The organism is Anaerolineales bacterium, from assembly GCA_037382465.1.
Taxonomy (GTDB): domain Bacteria; phylum Chloroflexota; class Anaerolineae; order Anaerolineales; family E44-bin32; genus WVZH01.
On the sequence record JARRPX010000016.1, the window covers coordinates 1 to 23461 of the forward strand.

23 protein-coding genes are annotated in these 23461 nt (G+C 56.1%); 6 read left to right on the forward strand and 17 right to left on the reverse strand.

Features of this window, described 5'->3' with window-relative positions; genetic code table 11:
* The coding region (locus P8Z34_06140; GenBank protein MEJ2550243.1) for a heterodisulfide reductase-related iron-sulfur binding cluster at positions 1 to 1705 on the forward strand (1705 nt) is incomplete at its 5' end.
* Between the two features lie 12 nt (positions 1706 to 1717).
* Here the strand turns inward: P8Z34_06140 and P8Z34_06145 are convergent.
* From P8Z34_06145 to trxA, 8 genes are all read right to left on the reverse strand, one after another.
* On the reverse strand, positions 1718 to 2758 hold the full coding sequence (locus P8Z34_06145; protein ID MEJ2550244.1) for a radical SAM protein: 1041 nt from the start codon (positions 2756 to 2758) through the stop codon (positions 1718 to 1720).
* A 23-nt stretch (positions 2759 to 2781) separates the two neighbouring features.
* A complete protein-coding gene (locus tag P8Z34_06150; GenBank protein MEJ2550245.1) occupies positions 2782 to 3462 on the reverse strand; it encodes a hypothetical protein in 681 nt (226 codons plus the stop codon).
* Between the two features lie 43 nt (positions 3463 to 3505).
* A complete protein-coding gene (locus P8Z34_06155; GenBank protein ID MEJ2550246.1) occupies positions 3506 to 4375 on the reverse strand; it encodes a YihY/virulence factor BrkB family protein in 870 nt (289 codons plus the stop codon).
* 98 nt (positions 4376 to 4473) lie between these two features.
* A complete protein-coding gene (locus tag P8Z34_06160; protein ID MEJ2550247.1) occupies positions 4474 to 5433 on the reverse strand; it encodes a ribose-phosphate pyrophosphokinase in 960 nt (319 codons plus the stop codon).
* Positions 5434 to 5486: 53 nt separating this feature from the next.
* Positions 5487 to 6479 carry a methylmalonyl Co-A mutase-associated GTPase MeaB gene (gene meaB / locus P8Z34_06165; GenBank protein ID MEJ2550248.1) on the reverse strand — a complete coding sequence of 331 codons (993 nt, stop codon included), beginning with the start codon at positions 6477 to 6479 and terminating at the stop codon, positions 5487 to 5489.
* Between the two features lie 13 nt (positions 6480 to 6492).
* Positions 6493 to 6906, reverse strand: coding sequence for a cobalamin B12-binding domain-containing protein (locus P8Z34_06170; GenBank protein MEJ2550249.1), 414 nt, complete (start codon positions 6904 to 6906; stop codon positions 6493 to 6495).
* 144 nt (positions 6907 to 7050) lie between these two features.
* Complete coding sequence (trpS, locus tag P8Z34_06175; protein ID MEJ2550250.1) at positions 7051 to 8055, reverse strand: tryptophan--tRNA ligase; 1005 nt, start codon at positions 8053 to 8055, stop codon at positions 7051 to 7053.
* A gap of 473 nt (positions 8056 to 8528) precedes the next feature.
* Entirely contained in the window at positions 8529 to 8858 is a 330-nt protein-coding gene (gene trxA / locus P8Z34_06180) for a thioredoxin (protein MEJ2550251.1), read from the reverse strand.
* A 356-nt stretch (positions 8859 to 9214) separates the two neighbouring features.
* On the opposite strand from trxA, the gene hrcA reads away from it, so the two are divergent.
* From hrcA to prmA, 5 genes are all read left to right on the forward strand, one after another.
* Entirely contained in the window at positions 9215 to 10246 is a 1032-nt protein-coding gene (gene hrcA / locus P8Z34_06185; protein ID MEJ2550252.1) for a heat-inducible transcriptional repressor HrcA, read from the forward strand.
* Positions 10247 to 10356: 110 nt separating this feature from the next.
* The gene (locus tag P8Z34_06190) at positions 10357 to 11046 is read left to right on the forward strand and encodes a nucleotide exchange factor GrpE (protein ID MEJ2550253.1); all 690 of its coding nucleotides are present in this window, start codon (positions 10357 to 10359) and stop codon (positions 11044 to 11046) included.
* 9 nt (positions 11047 to 11055) lie between these two features.
* Positions 11056 to 12915, forward strand: coding sequence for a molecular chaperone DnaK (gene dnaK, locus P8Z34_06195; GenBank protein MEJ2550254.1), 1860 nt, complete (start codon positions 11056 to 11058; stop codon positions 12913 to 12915).
* 70 nt (positions 12916 to 12985) lie between these two features.
* On the forward strand, positions 12986 to 14101 hold the full coding sequence (gene dnaJ, locus P8Z34_06200) for a molecular chaperone DnaJ (protein ID MEJ2550255.1): 1116 nt from the start codon (positions 12986 to 12988) through the stop codon (positions 14099 to 14101).
* Complete coding sequence (gene prmA, locus P8Z34_06205) at positions 14098 to 15006, forward strand: 50S ribosomal protein L11 methyltransferase (protein ID MEJ2550256.1); 909 nt, start codon at positions 14098 to 14100, stop codon at positions 15004 to 15006. The genes dnaJ and prmA overlap by 4 nt, the downstream gene beginning before the upstream one ends.
* Before the next feature lie 111 nt (positions 15007 to 15117).
* Here the strand turns inward: prmA and infA are convergent, their stop codons facing one another.
* The 9 genes from infA to P8Z34_06250 all read right to left on the reverse strand — a co-directional run bounded on the left by infA (position 15118) and on the right by P8Z34_06250 (position 23330).
* The gene (infA, locus tag P8Z34_06210) at positions 15118 to 15360 is read right to left on the reverse strand and encodes a translation initiation factor IF-1 (GenBank protein ID MEJ2550257.1); all 243 of its coding nucleotides are present in this window, start codon (positions 15358 to 15360) and stop codon (positions 15118 to 15120) included.
* Between the two features lie 54 nt (positions 15361 to 15414).
* On the reverse strand, positions 15415 to 15624 hold the full coding sequence (rpsU, locus tag P8Z34_06215; protein ID MEJ2550258.1) for a 30S ribosomal protein S21: 210 nt from the start codon (positions 15622 to 15624) through the stop codon (positions 15415 to 15417).
* 44 nt (positions 15625 to 15668) lie between these two features.
* A complete protein-coding gene (locus tag P8Z34_06220; GenBank protein MEJ2550259.1) occupies positions 15669 to 16766 on the reverse strand; it encodes a S1 RNA-binding domain-containing protein in 1098 nt (365 codons plus the stop codon).
* A 221-nt stretch (positions 16767 to 16987) separates the two neighbouring features.
* Positions 16988 to 17497 (reverse strand): phosphoribosyltransferase family protein, encoded by a 510-nt coding sequence (locus P8Z34_06225; GenBank protein MEJ2550260.1) that lies wholly within the window; start codon positions 17495 to 17497, stop codon positions 16988 to 16990.
* Positions 17498 to 17805: 308 nt separating this feature from the next.
* The gene (locus P8Z34_06230) at positions 17806 to 17985 is read right to left on the reverse strand and encodes a hypothetical protein (protein MEJ2550261.1); all 180 of its coding nucleotides are present in this window, start codon (positions 17983 to 17985) and stop codon (positions 17806 to 17808) included.
* Positions 17986 to 17988: 3 nt separating this feature from the next.
* Positions 17989 to 18297 carry a hypothetical protein gene (locus P8Z34_06235; GenBank protein ID MEJ2550262.1) on the reverse strand — a complete coding sequence of 103 codons (309 nt, stop codon included), beginning with the start codon at positions 18295 to 18297 and terminating at the stop codon, positions 17989 to 17991.
* A gap of 28 nt (positions 18298 to 18325) precedes the next feature.
* On the reverse strand, positions 18326 to 19534 hold the full coding sequence (locus P8Z34_06240) for an AI-2E family transporter (GenBank protein MEJ2550263.1): 1209 nt from the start codon (positions 19532 to 19534) through the stop codon (positions 18326 to 18328).
* Entirely contained in the window at positions 19518 to 20774 is a 1257-nt protein-coding gene (locus tag P8Z34_06245; GenBank protein ID MEJ2550264.1) for an AI-2E family transporter, read from the reverse strand. The genes P8Z34_06240 and P8Z34_06245 overlap by 17 nt, the downstream gene beginning before the upstream one ends.
* Before the next feature lie 369 nt (positions 20775 to 21143).
* Complete coding sequence (locus P8Z34_06250; GenBank protein MEJ2550265.1) at positions 21144 to 23330, reverse strand: polyribonucleotide nucleotidyltransferase; 2187 nt, start codon at positions 23328 to 23330, stop codon at positions 21144 to 21146.
* Positions 23331 to 23461 lie beyond the last annotated feature (131 nt).

The following is a 23461-nucleotide window of genomic DNA, read 5'->3' on the forward strand; positions in this document are numbered from 1 at the left end:
GTACCCGTTGTTCACGCCGTTCGTCATAAACTGGCCGCGCGAAGGCTATTATCTCGGTTTTGAATTGATCATGGACATCGGCGGCATCATGATCGTCGTTGGTGTGATCATGGCTGTTCTACGGCGCACCTTCCGCCGTCCGTCCTATCTGCCGAATCGCTGGGACGACTGGTTCTCGTTGGGATTGCTCATGATCCTGGCCCTGCTCGGGTTCGCCACAGAGGCCGTGCGTTTGCAGAGCGTCAACCCGGATTGGCAGTCCTGGTCACCGATCGGCAGTATGCTCGCCGGGCTGCTGCGCAGATCTGGTTTTTCCCTCGACGCTGCGGTTGCGATTCACCCTTATCTGTTCTGGCTGCACGCCGCCACGGGCATGCTTTTCCTCGTCAGCCTGCCCTTCACCAAGTTGCGGCACATGATCCTGGGCCCGCTCAACATCATCACCCGCTCCCAGCGCCCCAACGGCGCCCTCGAACCGATCGCAGACATCGAGAATGCGGAAAAGCTGGGAGTCGGAGAGATCGACGAATTCCAAAGCCAGCCGCTGCTCATGATCGACGCCTGCGTGCAGTGCGGGCGCTGCGAAGACGTCTGCCCGTCGACGGCTAGCGGTATGCCCTTTTCCCCGCGTGCGCTGCTCGAAGGTCTGGATTTCAGCCTGAAAACCACCCTGACCGCGCCGGTAGACGGAAAGCCGCCTGCATTACTGGGCGAAGCGGTCTTGAAAGAGACGCCCTGGCTGTGTACGACCTGCGGCGCTTGTCTGGAAGCCTGCCCGCTGATGATCCATCCGGTCAGCACGGCGATCGAACTACGCCGTTATCTCACCCTGACCACCGGTGAGGTTCCCAAGTCCGTCGGGGACACACTCACCCAATTCGAGCGGCGCGGCAATCCCTGGGGGCTGCCCAAGGAAGACCACGCGCCCTGGGTGAAAGAACTGGGTGTGCGCGTACTCCAGCCAGGAGACGAAACCGACGTGCTGTTCTTTATCGGCTGCGCGTACGGCTACGACACCCGCGGCAGGCAAGCCGGCGCGGATTTGGTACGCTTGCTGCAGCATGCCGGGGTCGATTTTGCAGTCCTCGGCGCAGCGGAAGGCTGTTGCGGGGAAACCGCACGCCGTCTGGGCCACGAATACCTCTTTCAGGTGATGGCGCAGGAAAATATCGAAGCCTTCGAAACCGTCAAATTCCAACGGATCGTATCGGCCTGCGCACACTGTTTCAACACGCTGAAGAACGAATACCCGCAGTTTGGCGGTGATTACCGCGTGCAGCACCATTCCGAACTGCTGGCCGAGCTGCTGGAAGCCGGCAAGTTGCAGACGCGCCCGACGGACGACGGCCGCGTTTTTAGCTACCACGACTCCTGCTACGTCGGACGCATCAACGGCCTTTTCGCGGAACCGCGCAAAACGCTGAACAGCGTCGATGGTTTGAAGCAGGTCGAATTCGAGCGGAACAAGATCAACGGATTTTGCTGCGGCGGCGGCGGTGGGCACATGTGGATGGAAATCGACCCGAACACGCGCATCAGCCACAGACGCCTGGCCGAAGCGGTCGAAATCCAGACGGACGTGATCGTGACGGCGTGTCCCTACTGCACGATCATGCTCGATGACGCCATCCGCTCGAAAGGCATGGGGGAGGAAATGGAAGTCAGAGATATTTGCGAGGTGCTCGCCGCGAACAGCGAATTGTAAAAGCGTCGGCTCTCAGATCTCGATCTCCGACATATACTTCGCCCCGCAGCGGTAGCACACAGCAAGGGGATTCTCTCGCCGGAAGTCGCGGAAGCGTTCCGCCCGGTCGCCGTTCCAAATCTCCTCGATCGTCGCTTCTCGCACGTTGCCGAGACAATAATCCGGAAAATCGACGCAGAAATTCGCATCGCCGTTGGGTTGGATGTCGATCAGTCTTTCGACGTTCATGCACCGCTGTGAGCCGACCGGGCTCGTAGCTTCCAGGAACCAGGTCCTGTATTCTTCTACGGACAACGGCATGTAGGGAAAATTCTCGAGATCTTCGAGGTTCGCCAGGTAGCGATTGTGCTGTGTTCGAAATTCATCGACATCCACGCCGGATTCCTCGTGATGGAAACCGCGCCACGAAAACGCCGCGGAGGCGAAATGCGCCTCCAATTCTCGTTCGTATACCTGCCCGACTTGTTCGGGAACATAGTAATACGGCACGATGTTGATGCTGCCGATTCCCAGGCTGCGGGCGACATCCGGCATCTCGCCAAGGCCGCGGTAGGAGAAGGGACTGATCGTGAAGCAGATCGAAGTGCTGATGCTCTTACCACCGTCTTGCCCCAACGTCTGGAGCGCTTCGATGCCCTCACGTAAGCGTTGAAAGCTGCCTTCGACGCCGCGCACTTGATCGTGGATCTCTTCCGGCCCGTCTACCGAAATCGTAAGGTGCATGTCTCCGATGTGGACGAGGTCGGCCGCGTACGTTTTCAACATCGTCCCGTTGGTGTCGATTGAAATGAACATCCCGCAGCCGTTGATGTATTCCAGCAGATCGATGATGCCCGGAAATAGAAACGGCTCTCCCCCGCGCAGGAGAACGAAGCGAACACCGCGGTCGGCCAATTCATCCACGAGCCGTTTCCAATCATCCAACCCCATCTCCTGCCGCAAGCGCGCTTTATCGGCGTGCATGTAGCCCTCTTCACTCCACTGGCCGCACATCTTGCAGCGCAAGTTACATACGTTCGTGATGGTGAAAGAAACGAATTTTGGAAAATTCATGATCCGCTCTCAAGAAGTCGAATTTATTCATGCGGCAAGCTTCGAAAATACACCGCAACGAAAATCATGGCGATCGGAAACGTGAGCGACCACAACCCGAGGCCCGCAAAGATGAGCAGTGGTAAATCGAACAGCGCCACGATGGTGCCGAAGATGCCCAGTCCACCGCTAATGATGAGGAAGGCACGGATCCAACCTGCCAACATTCCCCGGCCAAACACCGGGAGGACAAACAGCGTAGCCAGGCTGAGGAACATGTATCCGAGCGCCTCGAGCGCGAAGAATACAGAATGTAGATTGGGCATCGCCAATAACTGGAGTCCCTCAAGATTGCCGCTTACGAGGTTGAGACGTACGACGAACAACTGAATGTAATAATTCGTCGAGATGATCGTGGCATACACTACGGAAAAGGCGATAGCGATCAAGCTGAACACCTTTTTGGAAGAAGGTGCAATGCTATGGATGCACGCCATCACCACGATGACGGCTATTGTCACGAGTACTACGGGGATCATGTTGAGCATTTGCAGAAAATCGAAGCCTTCGGCGTATGCTTCGATTCCAGCCCAATCAGGAGGTGAATAAGCGATGGCCAGCACTGCAAAGAGAAGCGAGAAGATGGCAGCGAGAATCGCAGCCCAAAATCCCAGTTTTTTGACCGTGATTCGAGCGCTCGGTTGCTCTGAAACAAGATGCTGCATCAGCGGATTTCCCTTTGCCTATATGCGTGATAGATCTTCGTTACTACTTCTTGCTCCAATAGCGGTTTTCCAGCACGGAACCAAATGAAGCGCCGAGATAGAGAATCACTCCGGAAAAATAAGCCCAGAGCATCAAGATCACCACCGACGCCAAAGAACCGTAGAGTAAGCCGTAATTCGCCAGGTCGGAGTTCAAGAACCAGGCGAAGGCGGAGCGCGCCACACGCCACGCTATCCCCGCAAGCGCAGCACCCGCCAGCGCGGCGCGAGGATTGATCGTCCGGTTGGGCAAGATACGGAATACGAGCCACAAAAAGATAATGATCAACCCGGGGTCGATTAAGAATTGGATCCAAAAACCGAGAGTCGCTCCGCCGCCCGAAATCGGCCAAACCGTCAATGCGCTCAGCCAGACCGAAGCGATGAAAAGCAAACAGACAACGATTACGGAAGCGATCGCCGCGGCCCGACGACGGAGCAGCGACCGGTTCGAAGCCCCCCAGATTACGTTCATGGTTTCAAAGACCGAGAAAAAGACTGAAGAAGCGCTCCACACGAGCAGCAACCCACCGATCCACCCAAATGAACCCCTCGCTTGCAGAGTCTCATTGACGATACGCATTACCTCGCTGGCGATCCCGGGAAACGTCGCATTGAGATAATCACTTAACGGTTTACGTACGTCGTAGGCCACGAAAATCTTGCTGCTGAGAAAAATCAGAAACAGCAGCAAGGGAAAGATGGAAAGCAGCAGATGGTAAGCGACTCCCGCTGCTCGGATGGCACATCCTTGCCTGGTGTAAAGATCGAGGGTTTCGCGAACGATCCGCCAGGCTTCTTCCAGGAGCGGCTTCAACTTATCCACTCGAGGATCCGGATAGTCGGATGAAAGCCGCTGTTCACGCTCAGGCATCGATCGTTCATTTCTCCCGGCGCAGCCCGTAAGTTCGCAGTCTGCGGCACGACATCGACTACTATCGCGAGAAGGAACCAATCTGATCGGGTATGGAATTATTCGTTAAACAATTGGCCGACCGAGCGACCTTCATGCGCCCGCAGGATCACTTCCGCCAAGAGCGGCGCTACGGACAAGACTTTCATATTTGGCAGGATATTTTCCTTCGGCAGCGGGATTGTGTTGGTGGTGACGATTTCCTTGATGGGCAAATTGGCCAATTCCTCGAACGCCGGTGGAACGAAAAGCGCGTGGGTGAAGGAAAGATAAACGTCTTTGGCGCCGTGTTCTTTCACGATTTCCACGGCTTCGCACATCGATCCACCGGTGAGTACTTCATCGTCGACGAGGATCACATCCTTGTTCTCCACGCTCCCGATCACGTTTGTCGCCCGGGCACGAGGATGGTCTCCATTCCGTCTCTTCTCGACAAACGCAAGCGGAAGACCCAATTTTTCCGCGAAGTTGCGGCCTTTCTTCGCAAATCCCAAATCGGCCGTGGCCACCACCGCGTCCTTGAGGTGCTTGGACACGAAATAATCACTGAGGATGTGAAACGCGGTCAGCACATCACCGGGGATGGAGAAAAATCCCTGGATCTGGCCGGCGTGCAAATCGATCGTTATGTAACGATCCGTTCCCGCCACCTCGATCATGTCCGCGATCATGCGTGCGCTGATGGGAACGCGCGGCTGATCCTTTTTATCCGATCGGGCGTACGCCATGTAGGGGAACACGGCCGTAATCCGTCCGGCCGAATCACGGTTGAGGCAGTCGATGGTGATGAGTAGTTCCATGATGTTGCGATGGACCGGTGAACACATCGTCTGAATGAGGTATACATCCTGCCCACGAATGCTGCTGTTCAGGCGTACAAAAAGATTCTCGTTGGGAAATTCGATTAAGTCGTATGATTCCAGGGGAACTTTAAGATAATCGCTGATCTCTTCTGCAAGAGCCGTGCTCGCACTCCCCGCGAGCAGTTTGATATCTCCATAACCATATTGTTTTTTCATCTCGGTATTTGTGCCTCCTCGTTCGTCGCTGACTCGTCATGCAGTTCTTTCGATTATGTATTTTCCTGTTGAAGGAGTTCCCGAGCAGCCTGCCACGGGGACAACGTTCGCTCGACGACTTTTTCCAGAACTTCCTCGAATTTGCCGTCCGGTTGGGAATCAAGAAATCGTTCTACCAATCTTTCCCGAATGAGTGAATTCAGGGCAGCGCGTTGGCGTTCCCGTTCACGCTCGCCCCATCCCCCCGAATCGTGCAAGTATTGGCGGTGCTGCAGGATACCGTCGAGAAGCATATCGAAGCCTTTCCCCTCCGTTGAAATCGTGCAGAGTACGGGCACGCACCACGCCGGCCCCACATCTCGCTTCTCCCCGTCCAAATCGGCTTTCCCGGGACGCCCCATTTCCAACATCGCCTGCAAAGCTCGCATCGCATTCTCCGTACCGGGCAAGTCCGCTTTGTTGACTACGAGAATGTCGGCGATCTCCAGGATGCCGGCCTTGATCGCCTGCACCTCATCTCCCATCCCCGGCGCCGTGACCACGACGGTCGTGTGCGCGGTGCGTGCGATATCGACTTCGGCTTGACCTGCGCCGACCGTCTCGATCAGGATCACATCGAATCCGGCAGCATCGAGAGCCTGCGCGACGCCCCCCGTCGTGCTCGCCAACCCACCCGGCGCACCTCGGCTGGCCATGCTGCGAACGAAAACACCCGGGTCTCCGCAAAGATCACGCATCCGGATACGATCCCCCAATATTGCGCCGCCGCTGAAGGGGCTGCTTGGATCGACTGCCACGACGCCCACTTTGATGGATGCTTCCTCACCATCCGGAGTGGCCGCGCGCAGCCGTCGTACCAGCTGGTTGACCAGAGTCGATTTTCCCGTCCCGGGCGCCCCCGTTATGCCAATCATGTGCGCGTTACCCGTACGCGGGTATAGATCAGCCAGCGCCTCCAGTCCTTCTGCTTCTTGATTTTCGATCAGCGATAAAAGACGGGCCAACGCCAGCCGATCGCCGGCCAACACGTTTTCAACCAATCGCATATGAACTTTGGTTTTACGCACGAATCCCAGCGGCTTTCACCGCGTTCTCGATGGCCTCGATGATGTCTTGGGTTCGAGTGCCAGGCCCAAAGACTGCGGCTACGCCCATCGCGTGCAGCGCCTCCACGTCCTCATCCGGGATAATGCCGCCAATGAATACCTTCACCTGATCCTGGCCTTGTGCTTTGAGGATATCCAACACCCGGGGAACCAGAGCCATGTGAGCGCCGGAAAGAATCGACAATCCGACCACATCGACGTCTTCCTGCAATGCAGCCTCCGCAATCATTTCCGGGGTTTGCCGTAAACCAGAATAGATGACCTCCATGCCTGCGTCGCGCAATGCTCGCGCAACGACTTTCGCGCCTCGATCATGCCCATCCAGACCTGGTTTGGCGATCAACACACGTATTCTATTCTCTGTCATATCACCTGTCCGTGCTTCGCTACTTGGGTTCGAGGCGATTATACACTACTCGACAAACGACGGACAAAACATTCCACCTTACTCTTCGACTTCAAGGCCTCCTTCGAAATTTCGTGACTCGAGTCAGCTCCCTGACTGCCGCATTTACGCCGGCAGGGAGCTGAATCCCATCGCCTGACGCACGAGCGCCATGGTCTCGCGGGCTTCCTCACGCATGCGCTTCGTACCCTGCACCAGGATCTCATCCACGAGCGACGTTTGCGCGGCGTACGCCTGCCTGCGCTCTCGAATCGGCTCGAGAAATCGGTTCAAAGCCAAACTCAGTTTGCGCTTGACCTCGACGTCGCCAACTTTTCCCTTGCGGTAGCGTTCCTCGAGTTCTGCGACCTCATCTGCATCGTCGTTGAAAGCCTCGTGATAGATGAAAAGCGGGTTGCCTTCCACTTTGCCGGGAACGTCCGCCCGGATTCGCTTCGGGTCCGTATACATAGTCTGCACCTTGTGCGTCACAATTTCAGCGTCGTCCGAGAGATTGATCACGTTCCCCAGCGAACTACTCGCCTTCGACCGTCCATCGGTGCCCACCAAAATCTCACCCAGAAGCGCCTGCGGTTCCGGGAAAACAGCGGCGTACATCCGATTGAAGCGGCGCGCGATCTCTCGCGTCACCTCGACGTGTGCCGCGTTGTCTCTGGCAACAGGCACGAGGTGGGCACGGGGTAAGAGGATGTCCGCGGCCTGTAGCACCGGATAACCCAGCAAGCCAAACGGCAACGTTTCGAGGCGGGCATCGCGGGCCATGTCTTTCAAACTGGGGACGCGTTCCAATCTCGGTACACTGACGAGCATCTCGAAAATCAGGTTGAGCGTGTAGGTTTCGGGAATCCCGGATTGCAAGAAAATCACACTCTTTTCCGGATCGATACCGACCGCAAGATAATCAAGTACGATCTCCCGCGTATAGGCGCGGATTTTGGCGATCGACTCCTTCTCCGGCTTCGTCGTCAGTGTATGCAGGTCTGCGATGATGTAAAAGCTCTCATATTCATCCTGGAGGAGCAGACGATTTTTCAAAGTTCCCACGTAATGGCCGAGGTGCAACCGGCCGGTGGGACGATCTCCGGTCAGGATGCGTTGTTTTTTCTCCACGAGTAACTCCTTCGAAGCGTACGACCATCGCTTTCCATGGGGGAATCATAAACGCTCATCCCAGTTGGGGACGAGCGTTTCACTGCCCGCGGTGCCACCCCGTTTAGATCAGCGATCACAAGAAAAATAAACCGCCGATGATGCGACGGGATTTGTGAGCCAGCCTCACTCGTTTCAGGCACTACGTCTATTGCGATGCCCTATGCCCGGATAACGGTGGCATCTCCGGCGCGGGCTACTCGATTTCCCTTTCGCCCTGCAGCTCCGAGGCCCATTCCAAACCGGCGTGCGGGTGGAACTCTCACCTGGTGCCACTCTCTGTGCCGTCGTATCGGTATGTACTCGCCCTCTTCCCAGCCTTTTGTGTGGTCGTATTTTTTAACATTATAGGATTCGGGAATCTCACTGTCAACACCGCAGGAACGGGTCCGGTGTTTCTTCCTATTCAATCAAAGTCTGTAAAAAAGAACAACTCATGCCGGGATGTGTTCTTCGAGTTTGGAAAGGATGCGATTCTTCGGCATGAAACCGGTAAGCCGGCCAACGGGCTCGCCCTTGACGAACAGCAGTAAAGTCGGAACCCCCATGACGCCAAAGCGCATCGTGGTATCGACGTTGGCATCGATGTCCAACTTTACAACTTTCACCTTGCCGTTCCATTCCTGCGCCAATTCATCAACGATGGGGTCTAATTGTTTGCACGGGTGGCACCACGCTGCGCCGAAATCCACCAAAACGGGAATGTCAGATTCGAGTACTTCTGCATCAAAATTTTCGTCCGTGATTTGCGGCAGATTGGCCATTTCTCCTCCATTGATTGGGCGCATCGGGATGACCCTTGCGTTGCTATTGTCTATCGGATGATTTCGCAGATACGGATCTTACCTTTCACCCAACATACTCCGGGCGAGATCGTACTTGCCGAACGTTGAATTGTCAACCCTCTAATATGCCTATCACAGCTCGGTTACCAAGTGCCGGACACAGAAACAGCCAGCCCTCGTCTGCGAACGCGGTGACTTTCGTATCCCTCCGGAAGCTAGCCAATCCAGTTGCCCTTTTTAGCTTTCTTGACGCCTCCCAAAGCGCATGGTATGATCGTTCTTGGCTTTATTAGCACTCTCAATTTGAGAGTGCTAAATTGTCGTGTGAGGGAAATATGGAGCCCCTGACGGAGCGTCAGGAGACGATTCTTGCGTTAATCGTTCACGATTACGTCGAGACGGCAAAACCGACGGGATCGAAGACGCTGGTATCCAAGTATAATCTGGCCGTGAGTTCCGCCACGGTGCGCAACGAGATGGCCTTTCTCACGGAACTCGGCTTGCTGCGTCAACCGCACACCTCGGCCGGGCGCGTCCCCACGGAAAAGGGGTATCGCTATTTCGTGCGCAAGTTGTTGGGCGACGCCGACCTTCCCGCCGCAGAAAAGCGCCTGATCAGCCATCAATTCCATCAAGCCAAACGCGGCAGCGATGAATGGGTCCAACTGGCGGCGACTGTCCTTGCCCAGCAATCCAAATCGGCTTCCCTGGTGACCGCTCCCAGCCCGGAACGGTCCATATTCAAACAAGTGGAACTGATCGCCACACAAGATCATCAGGTGCTCCTGGTGCTGGTGCTGCAAGGCGGGGACGTGCGGCAGCAAATGTTGGCCCTGGCCGAAGTCATCAATCAAGAACAACTTCGCGAGGCTTCCACGTTGATCACGCGCCTGTGCAGTGGAAAAAACACGGATCAGGTCGCCCGCCAGGCGAATCAATTTCAAGGTTTGGCGCAGGAAGTTACGCACCTGATTTCGGAGATCATGGCGCGTGCCGACGCAGTATGGTCCGGTGAAATCTACCGCGACGGAATCAGCAACATGCTGGCTCAGCCCGAGTTCGTCGATTCACCCCAGATTCAACAAGTGGTGCGCCTGCTTGAAGAACGCAGTTACCTGGAGGAGATTCTGGCCAAGGTGCTCAATCCGAAGATCGGCGACGTTCAAGTGGTCATCGGAGGAGAAGGAGCCTGGGAGGAACTCAAGGATTTTTCGATCGTTCTGGCGCGATATGGTGCGCCGGGCCGCGCAACCGGCGCCCTGGGCGTGCTCGGTCCAACTCGCATGGCCTATGGGCGAACGATCTCAGCCGTCAGCTACGTGGCCGGTTTGTTGAGCGATCTGGTGATCGGCACGTATTCCGACTAGGGCCGTTCCCGTAGCCGCGTTTGCCATGTGAGGAAACCATTCGAGGCGCTGGCACACGAGCGGCCGGCCACAAGTGAAAAACAATAACGAAATAGAAAAATGAGGTACCCGTGACAACAGAGAAATCAAAAAAACAACCTTCCCAAAATGAAGACGCCGAACAGCTTTCGTTTGAAAATTCATCGGAAGACGCCGAAAAGGATCAGGACGAAAGCAGGCCACAAGAGAACGTCGTCCAGGCGGAAGAAGAAAACACCGCAGCAACCGAATCCGATGCGCAGCTTGCCGATGTAGAAGAAGACGTAGTCGAGCTGACGTATGAGGAACTGCAGGAAAAGGTGGAATCGCTGCAGACCGAAGTCGAACGCCTGCAAAAAGAGTCTGCGGAATACCTCGACGGATGGCAGCGAGCGCGCGCGGAGTTCGCCAATCTCAAGAAGCGCGTCGAACGAGAAAAGAGCGAGATGCGGGAACGAATTATCAGCGAGATCATCTCCCATTATCTCGACGTACTCGACGATTACGATCGCGCCCTCAAGGATCGCCCCGAAGAGAACGTGGATGAAGCCTGGATTGCGGGGCTCGAAATGATCCGCCAAAAGCTGAAAGCCGTTCTCGAGTCGGAAGGAGTCGAGGTCATACCGGCAGAAGGAATGGATTTCGATCCGAACTTGCACGACGCCATCAGTTACGAAGACAGCGAAGAATACGAGAATGGTCAGATCATCGAGGTGATCAAGCAAGGATATCGGCTGGGGGATCGAGTCATCCGTCCGGCCGTGGTGCGTGTGGCGAAGTAGGAGGCACACATGAGTAAAATTATCGGCATCGACCTCGGCACGACGAACTCGGTTACGGCGATTATGGAAGGCGGAGAGCCCACGGTAATCCCTTCTGCGGAAGGCAGTCGTTTATTCCCTTCCGTCGTTGCCATCAATCCCAAAAACAACGAGCGCGTCGTCGGCCTGGTCGCTCGCCGGCAGGCGATCGTCAACCCGGAGAACACGATCTTCTCCATCAAACGGTTCATGGGACGAAAAATGTCCGATCCCGAAGTCCAGCGCTGTTTGCAGTTCATTCCCTACAAGGTCACCGAAGCGCCGAACGGAGACGTGCGCGTGCTGATGGGCGGAAAGGAATACGCGCCGCCTGAAATTTCAGCCATGATTTTGGGCAAGATAAAGGCCGACGCGGAAGCCTACGTCGGTGAACCGATCACGCAAGCTGTGATCACCGTACCGGCCTATTTCAACGATGCGCAGCGTAACGCCACGAAGGACGCAGGTAAAATCGCAGGGCTGGAAGTCTTGCGTATCATCAACGAACCTACGGCATCTTCACTTGCCTACGGACTCGGTAAAAAATCCGACGAGACCATCGCCGTGTACGATCTCGGAGGCGGCACTTTCGACATCTCGATCCTCGATGTCGGAGAGGGCGTCTTCGAAGTGCGCTCGACCAACGGGGACACCTTCCTCGGCGGCGACGACTTCGACCAAAGGATCATCGATTGGGTTGCGGATCGATTTCTCGAGCAGGAAGCGATCGACTTGCGTTCCGACCGGCAGGCTCTTCAGCGATTGAAAGAGGCGGCTGAAAAAGCCAAAATCGAACTCTCGACGGTTATGGAAACGGAAATCAACCTGCCCTTCATCTCCGCCGACGCATCCGGACCAAAACACCTGAACGTCAATCTCACCCGCGCAAAACTCGAGCAGTTGACGGAAGACCTCATCGAGCGCTCGATTGCCCCATGCGAACAAGCGCTCAAAGATTCGAATCTGGAAACCAGCGATATCAATGAAATCATCCTGGTGGGAGGCATGACACGCATGCCGGCCGTTCAGGATGCGGTGCGGAAGATATTCGGCAAGGAGCCACACAAGGGCGTCAATCCGGATGAAGTCGTCGGCCTGGGCGCATCCATACAAGCTGGCGTTCTTGGTGGAGAGGTGAAAGACGTCTTACTCCTGGATGTGACGCCACTGACGCTTTCCATCGAGACCCTCGGCGGTGTGGCCACGTCGTTGATCGAGCGCAACACGACCATCCCCACACGGAAGACGCAAGTCTTTTCGACGGCGACGGACCATCAGCGGGAAGTGGAGATCCACGTCGTGCAGGGCGAACGCCCGATGGCGGACGCCAACAAATCCCTCGGCCGCTTTACGCTAGACGGCATTCCTCCCGCACCGCGCGGAGAGCCCCAAGTCGAGGTGACGTTCGACATCGACGCAGATGGGATCCTGAAGGTCAGTGCCACCGACAAGGCGACCGGCCACAGCCAGCACATCACCGTTACGGCTTCTTCGGGGCTTTCGAACGAGGAAATCGATCGCATGCGCACGGAAGCCGAAAAACACGCCGAAGAAGATCAGAAACGGCGCGCGCTCGTCCAGTCCAAGAACGCTGCGGACAACGCGATTTACGCCACGGATAAAATCTTGTCGGAAGCGACATCCGAATTCCTGGAGCAGATCCAAGGAGACGTCACTGAAAAGGTCGCCAAGGTAAGAGAATCACTCGCCACAGAAGACCCCGCATTCATCAATACCGCAACGAACGAACTGCTTCAATATCTCCAAAGTATTGGGGCCACGATTCACGAACGACCCTCGCAACCATTGGGTGAGGAGTCGGCAGAAAGCGCCAGCGCGGCCAACGAGTAAGTCGATGCGGCAGAACTAGGAGAAAAAGATACTGGGAAGTACCCCCAGCGTGTACTTCCAGTTATTCGACATGGATCAGAAACGTGATTACTATGAAGTCTTGGAGTTGAATCGCGAAGCCACCGAGGAAGACATTCGGGCCGCCTATCGTCACCTGGCCAAGAGATATCATCCGGATGTGAACGCCAGCCCGGATGCAGCGGACCGCTTCAAGGAAATCAATGAGGCCTACGCCGTGCTATCCGACCCCGAACGAAAAGCGGCGTATGATCGCTACGGCCATTCCGGGTTGAAAGGGATGCCTTTCAACTTCGACTTCAACTTCAACGATATTTTCGAGCAATTCTTCGGCTTCGGCACGAGTAGAGGACGCAGCCGCAGAGCTCCCCGCCGGGGACCCTCGCTGCGCCACGATCTGACGCTTGAGTTCGAGGAAGCCGTTTTCGGTGTCGAGAAAGAGATCGAATTCACTCGATACGAAACCTGCTCGAGCTGCAACGGTTCGGGCGCCGAGCCCGGAACCACGCCCATTCGCTGCCAGACCTGCGGCGGCAGCGGCGAAGTCCGTCAGGTCCGGCAGACCTTTCTCGGCTCCATGGTCAACGTGACCACTTGTCCGGCCTGCCACGGCCAGGGAGAGACGATCGAAACACCCTGCCATACGTGCAACGGAGAAGGCCGCGTCCGCAAAACGGTCTCGCGCCAGATCTCCATACCCGCCGGCGTCGACGACGGAACGCAGGTACGCGTCACCGGCGAGGGAGAACCGGGGGTAAACGGCGGCCCGGCGGGCGATCTCTACATCGTCATCCAGGTCAAACCGCACAGCTATTTTCGGCGCCGGGGTGACGACATCCTGCTCGACATGTCGATCAACATCGCCCAGGCGACGCTCGGCGCCGACATCGAAATCCCCACACTCGAAGGCGATCATACGCTCGAAATTCCGGCGGGCACACAGCCCGGCAAAGTGTTCCATCTGAGGAACAAGGGCGTGCCGCACGTAAACCGGAACGGCCGCGGCGATCAACTCGTGGTCGTCTCCATCGAAGTCCCGCGTTCCCTGACTGCGGAACAGAAGCAGCTGTTTGAGGACCTGGCGAAATCCCTGGGCACGGAAGTTACCTTTCGCCAGCGCAGTTTCCTCGATTCGCTCAAAGAATTTTTCGGAGGCCTTTCCGATTGAAATGGCTTGAAGTCTCGCTGATCGTGGACGGAGAGCTGGCCGAAGCTGTCGCGGACGTTCTATCCCGGCATGTCCCCAATGGTGTTGCGCTTCAAATCGAAGATGCTGGAGATCGGGTAAATGCCTCGACCCGCGTTAAAGTCCTCGCCTACCTGAATGTCGACGACGGGACCGAGGCCAGGCGAGAAAAAATCGAGCAGGGTTTGTGGCATCTGGGTCAAATCCAGCCAATACCGAAACCAAGCTACCGCGTTATCGAAGAACAGAATTGGAATAAAATATGGAAAGCCAGCTACAAGCCGATACCGATCGGTGAGAGTTTGCTCGTTCTGCCGGCCTGGTACGAAGCGCCCAAGGGGAAACGGCAGGCGATCATCCTCGATCCCGGCATGGCCTTCGGCACCGGCTTGCACCCCACCACGCAACTCTGCCTTACCGCCATGGAAGATTATCTGGAAACCGGCGCTTCGGTCATCGATCTCGGCTGCGGATCGGGAATCCTCAGTATCGCCGCCATCCGACTCGGCGCAGGCACGGTATGGGCGCTGGATACGGATCCCACAGCAATCGAAAACGCACGAACGAACATCAAACGCAACGGAATGCCCGAGCGAATCCGCCTCGAAGAGGGCTCACTTCCGAATATACTCAACAACGAATCGGGGCAAGATTCGGCGGATTTGCTGCTGGCGAACATCTATTCAACCATCCTCGTTGACCTGCTCGATGCCGGATTGACACGAGCGGTCCGCCCTCAAGGGAGGTTGATCCTGTCCGGGATCATGCGTCATCAATCCGAGGCGATACGGGCGAAGTGCATGGCGCTCGGAGCGCAGCTACTCGAGACGCGCCGCGACGGGGATTGGGTGGCGCTCGTCCTTCGGAAACTTCCCGAGTTGCCGTAATCCGATCGTGCGAGCCGGCAAGCGCAAATCGACGCTGCATCATTAAACGCAGACACCCTCTTGCGAGGGTATCTGACGATCATTCAATTCATCTGGATGAATGCTTCGCGTTCAGCTTCCCTGATCCGTCACGCGTTTTCTGTAGCGATAGATGATTCTGCCGCGCGTAAGATCGTACGGCGAAACTTCGACACGGACTCGATCTCCAAGCAGGATGCGAATGTAGTAGCGACGCATCTTTCCCGAGAGATAAGCCAATACCTCATGACCATTATCGAGCTCCACCCGGAACTGTGTGCCCGGAAGCGCCTCGATGACGGTCCCTTCCAGTTCGATCTTCTCTTCCTTACCCATGCATTCCTCCAGATCTTGATTCTTTCCAGAAAATCATCAACGCGTGTGTTTATATTAATCCCGATAGCGGGCTTCCATTTTCCGCTGGCGGCGTTTGAGCCGGCGAATGGCTTTCTTGCGTTGAATCCTGCGCAGTTCGCTCTTAGAAACGAACCAGCGCTTTCTTCGAACGGTGCTTAAGAGCCCGCTCTTCGCCACCTTCTTGCGAAAGCGTTTCAGCAACTGCTCTTGTGATTCGTTCGGTCTAAGCACGACCGTTGCCACTTGTCCTCACCTCACTCTCACATTTACGTAGTATGTCAGTACAATTAAGAAATTATCTCTTCGTCTTCGAGTGTGGTTTCCAACGCATCTGCAACGAGTTCTATATCCAATCGCTCGCGTTCCGGGTCGAAGTCGGACACCCGAATACGGACCTGCTGCCCCACGGAAAGCATCGGCGTTTCGTCATCGACCTGCAGAAGTCCTTCGGGGCCGTCACCGACGAGAATGTACACGCCCGATGCTGCGATGTGAGAAACGATCCCGTCGTGTTCCTGTCCCGCTTCAATTTTCCCAACCGCCGCTTCCCAGGGACTGGGCTGCAAACGTTTGAGACTCAAGCCAATCCGGTTCGCCTCTCGATCCAGGCGGATGACCTGGATTTCGATTTCCTGACCGATTTTAACGATCTCACTCGGATCGTCGACTCGATTCCAGGATAGTTCGGATATATGGACCAGACCGTCCGCACCGCCGATATCGACGAAGGCGCCGAACTCGCGCAGGCTGGTTACTCTACCGCTTCGGATTTCGCCTTCCTCGAGCTTGCCGATCATCTCCGTCTTTCGGTCCTGGCGCCACTGGCGCACAGCTTTTCGTTCAGATAGAACCAGCCGGCGCCGGCGAGGGTCAACCTCAATGACCTTGAAGGGCATTTTTCGGCCGACCATGCGTTCCAGATGCACCGATCTGCTCGCTTCGTCCAGGCCCTTTGGCAACTCGCTGAGATGGGATGCGGGAACGAAAGCCCGCAAACGGCCGAAAGGCACGATCAGACCGCCCCGGTTGTAGCCGTTGGGCTTGAGCTCTAAAATTTTCTGCTGATCCATCAAGCGATTGGCACGAATCCAATCTGTGCTTTCTCGGGCCTGAGAGATCGAGACGATGAGATTGCCGTCACGATCCAATGGATCGATCACCATCACGGCAACTTCATCACCGACATTCGGAGCGGCATCATCGGCAGCAAGCTTATCCAGGTCTATACAGGGGACGATACCGTCGCGTTTCAATCCCAGATCGACGATCAACCCCTCGGTGTCGATCGCCAGTATATGACCATGCAGCAAATCCCCTCTCCGGGGATTCGCCATCTCCTCAACGTTATCGAGAAGCGTGGTGAAATCGTCCAATTTATCGGTCATCCCCTCTGCATCTTTGTTAAATAAACCTGGCCAGCGCGATCCCAAGCCGGCCAGACCAACTCACCCACCTCGACTCGATTCCTATCCAGCTACCCGCCCTCGCACACTCCTATTGATCTTTATGCAGCCCGAAGGGGGCTTGCGAACGCATGTTCATTATACTCACGCCAAGGGTGCTTGTCAAACAAAGTGGGCCTCGAGTCGGGCTTCCCGATAGCTTGTTAAGCCTCTGGCTGATCCCGGAGTACTTTTTCATCCCCGCGGTATAACTCCCAGGGGTAGAGGATGGATGCAGCGGTACTTGCAGCATAGTAATTGGGTTTCGCTTGTGAAAATAGGCTTCGGTACGGGTTGAAATGCAGAACACAGGTGTACGGAATTCCCCCTGCTGCAGCAACACGGTTCTTGACCGCCGTTATCGTCCGTCCCGATCCCCAAACGTCATCAACGACGAGGACGCGCCGGCCCGAAAGCTGGACGTCATTGGGGAACTGTATGAACTGAGGCCATGCAAGCAGCTTCGCAGCCTTACGTTCGGCCTCGAAGGGAAAATCGACGGAGGCGGTAAGAACGTCTTCAATGTTCAGACGTTCGGCGATCATACCACCCGGGATAATCCCACCCCGCGTGACGATCACCATTGCCTCGAACTCGGTTTCAAATTGCGGTGTAAGATGGTCGATCAGGCGGTCGACTTCATCCCATGTGAGTAATTCTCTGCGCTGCGACATGGTTCAACATCCAAATCGGGAATCGATCCTCGTAATCATAGCATCAGGTCAACTCGGATACAACGCTTCCCGGCTCGTTTATAGCCGCGGATTCACCGGCAAGTAATGGGCCTCGATCCTTCGCCGTCCAGCGTGGGTTCGTCGGTCATTACAGAACGGACACTCGCCCGGTCTCTCGGCATGGATTTCGCAGCCTGCTGTGAAAAGCGGGACGAGCGATCCATTCGTTGGAAGACATTCGTCCCGAATTCTGCAAGCCGGAAGGAACCGAATCCGGGGTCGTCTGTCGAGTACCGCTGGAGTTTGAATTATTCAATCGAGCGTACGAGCTCCAGGAATTCCTGCCACTCCTCGGCAAAGAAATGCACGGTGACCGTGCCCAATTCCAAATGGTAGGTTTCCTCCCCATCGGGTTCGTTTGCCTTCCAGATCATGAATTGAGACGTCTCACTCAGGGTGGAAGTCTCGATATCGTTTTCTTCCGACATGATTTACTCCTCCATCTCCTCGCCGCTGAAGGAAGCCAACACTTTCTCTAAAGCCACAAGGCTGGCCCCGGAATGTCTGCTGGCATCGATCTCCGGCGTGAAATATCTACGTTCAAATTCGTTGGGGACAAAGTCCGGATCGTTGATCGTCGCTTTAACCACGGCGTGTACACGCCGTCTTCGATCTGCATCCCAGCCGCGTATCAACTGAGTCCAGTAAACCGCATAAGAGAATTCTGAATCATGAACGTCTTCCTTGGCAGCCATATTTCGCTGCAACAACCTTTTCAAGGCTTCTCTGATCGAAGTCATCTCGTCATTCCGCAGCGAACAGTAAATGTCAACTGCCGTTGCCCTGGCCTTTATTCCGGCGGAGTCTATCGAGCAGATGCACAATACGTGCAGGCGGCGTCCGCGGTTCCCTGAGCACGTCGATCGGTGGATCCCAGGGGGATAGATCGAACATCTTACGGAACGTATATCTTCCAAGCAAGATCATGGATGCCATCATCGGCGAGGACAACAGCAAACCCAAAACGCCAGCCAAACTCGCTCCGATCAACAATCCGAACAAGATGAGCACGGGATGCAAATTAAGCGATGCGCCCATGATGCGGGGCACGACGAGGTAATCGATCAACTGATCGAGGACGACGACACAGACAACGACGAGCAAGCCGTGCGCAAAAGGTGTGAGGCCATACCAGTTGGCAGGCTGAAACAAAGCGACCAGCGCAGCGACCAGGCCTGCCGTGAACGGACCGAGTATCGGTACAAATTTCGCGATGCCACCGAGAACACCCAACCCCAACGAAAAACGCAGTCCGAGCGCAGACATCAAAATCCAGGTCAAAAGGCCCGACGTCGTAACCACGAGCAGTTGACCGCGCAGGAACGCATTCCAGATTGTGGCCAACGCACTCCGCAATCGATGGAGGTCGTCCTGATACTGGGGGATACCGATATCGTGGACGGCCGAATGGATATGGGGATAATCGATGATGATGAAATAGGCCACCGCGAAGGTGAAAAAGACGCTCGCCAGGGACTCTATGGCGACCGAAGCCAAAGAGGCGATCAGCGTGCTGACCTGCCCAAAGATGGGTTGAATCGAGGCCAAGAGATTTTCGGCAAGTGTGGGTAAGTCGAGCTGCGAGAGATTGATGTGCCATGGACCGATCATGAAAGTCTCTGTGGAAATATTAGCCAATTGTTCGGGAAGCCCCATCAACATCGTCTGCAGAACCTGGAAGAGTGATTGCAACTGGCTCACGACCGCGATTCCGGCCCAGGTCGACAACCCAAGAATGATGATCAAAACGAGTAAGAAGCAAATGTTGGCCGCCAAACTCCAGGAAAGTCGCGTGCTCTGATGCAGTAGACGGACGAGAGGCACTTCCAGAAACGCCAGAATCAACGCCGTGATCAGGATGGGAATCACGCCATGGAAGCGCGATAATAAACCGACGATCAAGAGCAAGAGGATCGCCCCTACGAAAGCTTTCGTCAACAGACTCCAGCGCGGGGAGATGTTAGCCTTCGTTTTCATTTTCTGTCTCGTTCTCTACACGACGATCCTGCCGCGAAATCGACTCCCGCAGTCGATCGACCAGGCGGTGAAACCGGCCCGGGATGCGGAATTGATCGTCTTCCAATTCAGGGTTCAACACCTCGGTCCAATCGTCAAAACCAACGGTCTTACGATAGATATAACCCAAAATCACACGCAGCGAGGCTGCCACCGGGGCAGCCAATAGCAGTCCGAGGACACCCGCGATCATCCCGCCCGCCAAAACCGAAATCAAGACGGCGAGTGGGCTCATGTTCAAGCTCCTGCCGATGATTCGGGGAACGAGCACGTTGTTCTCGACTTGTTGAACGATGATATAGAACGCCAAAATAATGACGCTGTAGGCCAACGGAGTCACGCCCAGCCAATTCTCCGGTTGAAAAAGCGCAACCAGAACTCCAACGATGGCCGCAATCAAAGGGCCGAACATGGGCACGAATTCCATGAAACCCGAGATCAAGCCCAGGACGAGAGAGAATTGTAACTGCAGGATGGTAAGACCTAACGCGACGGTGGTACCGACGACCAAACCCAGAATGGACTGCCCGCGCAAAAACGAATTCCATACCTGCGTGATTTCATTCAGGATGAGACGGACATCGTTTCGATACAAAGGAGGTATCCAGGCTAGAAAGCCTTCATCGAAGGTCCCCATATCGAGCAGAAAGTAAACGCTTAAAACCAGCACCAAAATCACGGAAGTGATCGCCGACGCCGTGGCCTTGGCCACAGAGGCAAGAAGACTCCCTGTCTGCGAGAGTATTGGCTGCAACGCGGAGGCGACATCGGCCAGGAAGGGCTCGAGATTTACGGTCGAAAGATCCACCGTCCACGGTCCGATTTGAACCGTTTTCTGCCCCAAGGCGACAATCTGGTCCGGTAGCTCGACGGACAAATCCCCCAGGTAAGAGGCGAGTTGAACGACACCGGACGAAATCGCCACCCCAACACCCGTCGTGAGAGCCAGCAGGACGGCAATCAAAACGAGGTACACGATCAGGACAGAGATCCCACGCGAGACGCGCAGCTTCCGGCAGATTCTGGAAGTGATCGGATGCAGCAGATAGGCCAGCAAGAAAGCCAGGACGAGGGGAGCGATCATCTGACGCAGGAGCATCACCAGACCGAGCGCAAATACGAGCAGGATGATGCCAAACACGAGCCGCGTTCCGGGCTGCCAGGATGGCGAGTTGGATGGATCCATTGGGGTTGGTTTCATGCGCCAATCTCGAATTGGATACGTGTCGTTTCCGATTTTATACTGCCATCCATCGAAGTCGATGTAAGGGAGATTCTACCCATTCCGGGCCGGCAGGCAAACCGTTTCGCCGATGGCGCCGTACGGGTTTCTACAGCCAGGGCACGATGCTTCCTGCGGCGGACGACCGCCTGCCTGCAATCGTTCCATCGAACACACATATATAGCAATATATATTGCCATATATGCATTTTCTACAATTTGTAATGCCTCTCCAAAGAAGTGCATCACTCACTCGGGCAATAAAACTTGGGAGGTAGGCGGTTCCCGTCTGCCTCCCAAGCGACGAAGCAAGTTGATCTGCGCTGCTCGGTGTCGAGCGGCGCCCGTTCAATCCCGATCGCGGGTTTTGGACCGGCGGCCGCCTTGTGAACGATTGCCGGAACGACGCCCTGGAGGTCGATCGTGAGCGGCGGCCTCCTCCGGCGTCCATCCTTCCAAAACCGCTTGCCTGGATAGACGGATCTTACCATCCGCGTCAATGTTGGTCACCATCACGGTAATTTCGTCTCCCACCTGGGCGACGTCTTCGACTCGCTTGACGTGTTCGCTGTCCAGTTGGGAAATGTGCACCAGGCCGTCGACCTTCGGCAGGATTTCGACGAAGGCGCCGAAATCGGTCACACGTACCACGCGTCCGGTGTATATCCGGCCGACGACGGCTTCTTCCGTGAGCTCTTCGATCATCTGCTTTGCTTGTGCCGCGCTGGGGCCGTCCGCCGAGGCAATGTACACCGTGCCGTCGTCTTCGATGTCGATCTTGGCTCCGGTATCCTCCTGGATCTGGCGGATGATTTTCCCGCCGGGGCCAATTACCGCACCGATCTTTTCCGGATCGATGTTCAATACCGTCATCCGGGGTGCGTGGGGTTTCAACTCCGCACGCGGCTTCGGAATGCACGCTTCGATCTTGTCGAGAATGAACATCCGGCCTTTACGTGCCTGTTCCATCGCTTGCGACATGATTTCGGTGGTGATGCCGGCGATTTTGATGTCCATCTGCAGCGCCGTGATGCCCTTGCGCGTTCCCGCGACTTTGAAATCCATGTCCCCGAGATGATCTTCGATGCCCTGGATGTCCGTCAGAATGACGTATTTATCGCTCTCTTTTATCAGCCCCATCGCCACTCCGGCAACCGGGGCCTTGATCGGAACACCCGTGTCCATCAAAGCCAGCGTCGACCCACAAACGGAGGCCATCGAGGTCGAACCGTTGGACGACAGCACCTCCGAGACGAGCCGCAGCGTGTAGGGAAATTCCTCCAAGGATGGCAGCACGGGGACCAGCGCGCGTTCGGCCAGCGCGCCGTGCCCGATTTCGCGCCGCGAGGCGCCGCGCAGCATGCGCGTCTCACCGACGGAGAACGGCGGGAAATTATAATGGTGCATGTAACGCTTTTCCTCGACCGGTGATAGACCGTCGAGTTCCTGTCGTTCCCGGGGTGTTCCCAAGGTCGCCAAGGTCAAAACCTGAGTTTCACCGCGGGTGAAAAGGCCGGAACCGTGCGCTCGAGGACTCAAGTCGACTTCCGCCGAAATCGGGCGTACGGCATCCAAATCCCGGCCGTCCGGACGGTGATGTTGGTTCAGTATCTGTGCGCGTACGTCGGCCTTCTCCAGCGCCGAAAACGCCTCGCGCACGTCCATGTCGGTAAAAGCCTCGTCGGCCGTCAAGGCAGCCACTGTTTCGTCCCGCAATTCGTTGAGCGAACGATCGAGATCGGCCTTGGCCAGCGATTGCGAGGCGATTTCCTGCAGCCGATCACCGGCGTACTGCGCCACCGCTTCGCGCACGTCATCTGCAAGGGCGAAAACGGGATAATCACGTTTTGGCTTGCCGACTTCTTCGCGCATCTGGTTCTGCAGGTCGATCAGCGGCTGCATCGCCTTGTGACCGGCAGCGAGTGCCGCAACCATGGTGGCCTCATCGACTTCGTTCGAGTTGCATTCGACCATCAAGATGGCATCGCTCGTACCGGCCATGCGCAAGTTCAAATCGGACTCCTTGATATCGGAATATCCGGGATTGAACAGGAACTCCCCGTCCTTGCGGATCACCCGCAATCCAGCCACGGGGCCATTGAAGGGGATGTCGGAGATGGTTAAAGCCGCCGAAGCGCCCAGAATGGCGAGCACATCGATCGGCGTTTCCTCGTCCGCGGACAAGGAATACAGGATGACCTGCACGTCGTTGCGCATGTCCTTGGGGAACAAGGGACGGATGGGTCGATCCGTCAACCTGGCGATGAGGATCGCCGCTTCGGAAGGTCGTCCTTCACGACGAAAGAACGACCCGGGGATTCGTCCGCCGGCGTACATGCGTTCTTCGTAATCCACGGTGAGCGGGAAAAAATTGATCCCTTCTCTCGGGGACGATCCCATCGTTGCGGCGGCGAGAAGGACCGTGTCCCCCTGGCGAACGGTCACAGCACCGCCTGCCTGACCGGCGAGTTTGCCGGTCTCGAGAATGATGGCTCTTCCATCAATCTCCGTCTGAAATTGTTTCGTACCTAACATAAGTAAATGTTCCCTTCCCGCCGTTGGCAGAGACGGGTCAGGGACTGGAGGGCGGCCACCAGGTAGCGACAATCCTCCCTGATGGACGGACCCCAATTCCTAACCCTTTGACAAGAGGCCAAGGCGTATAT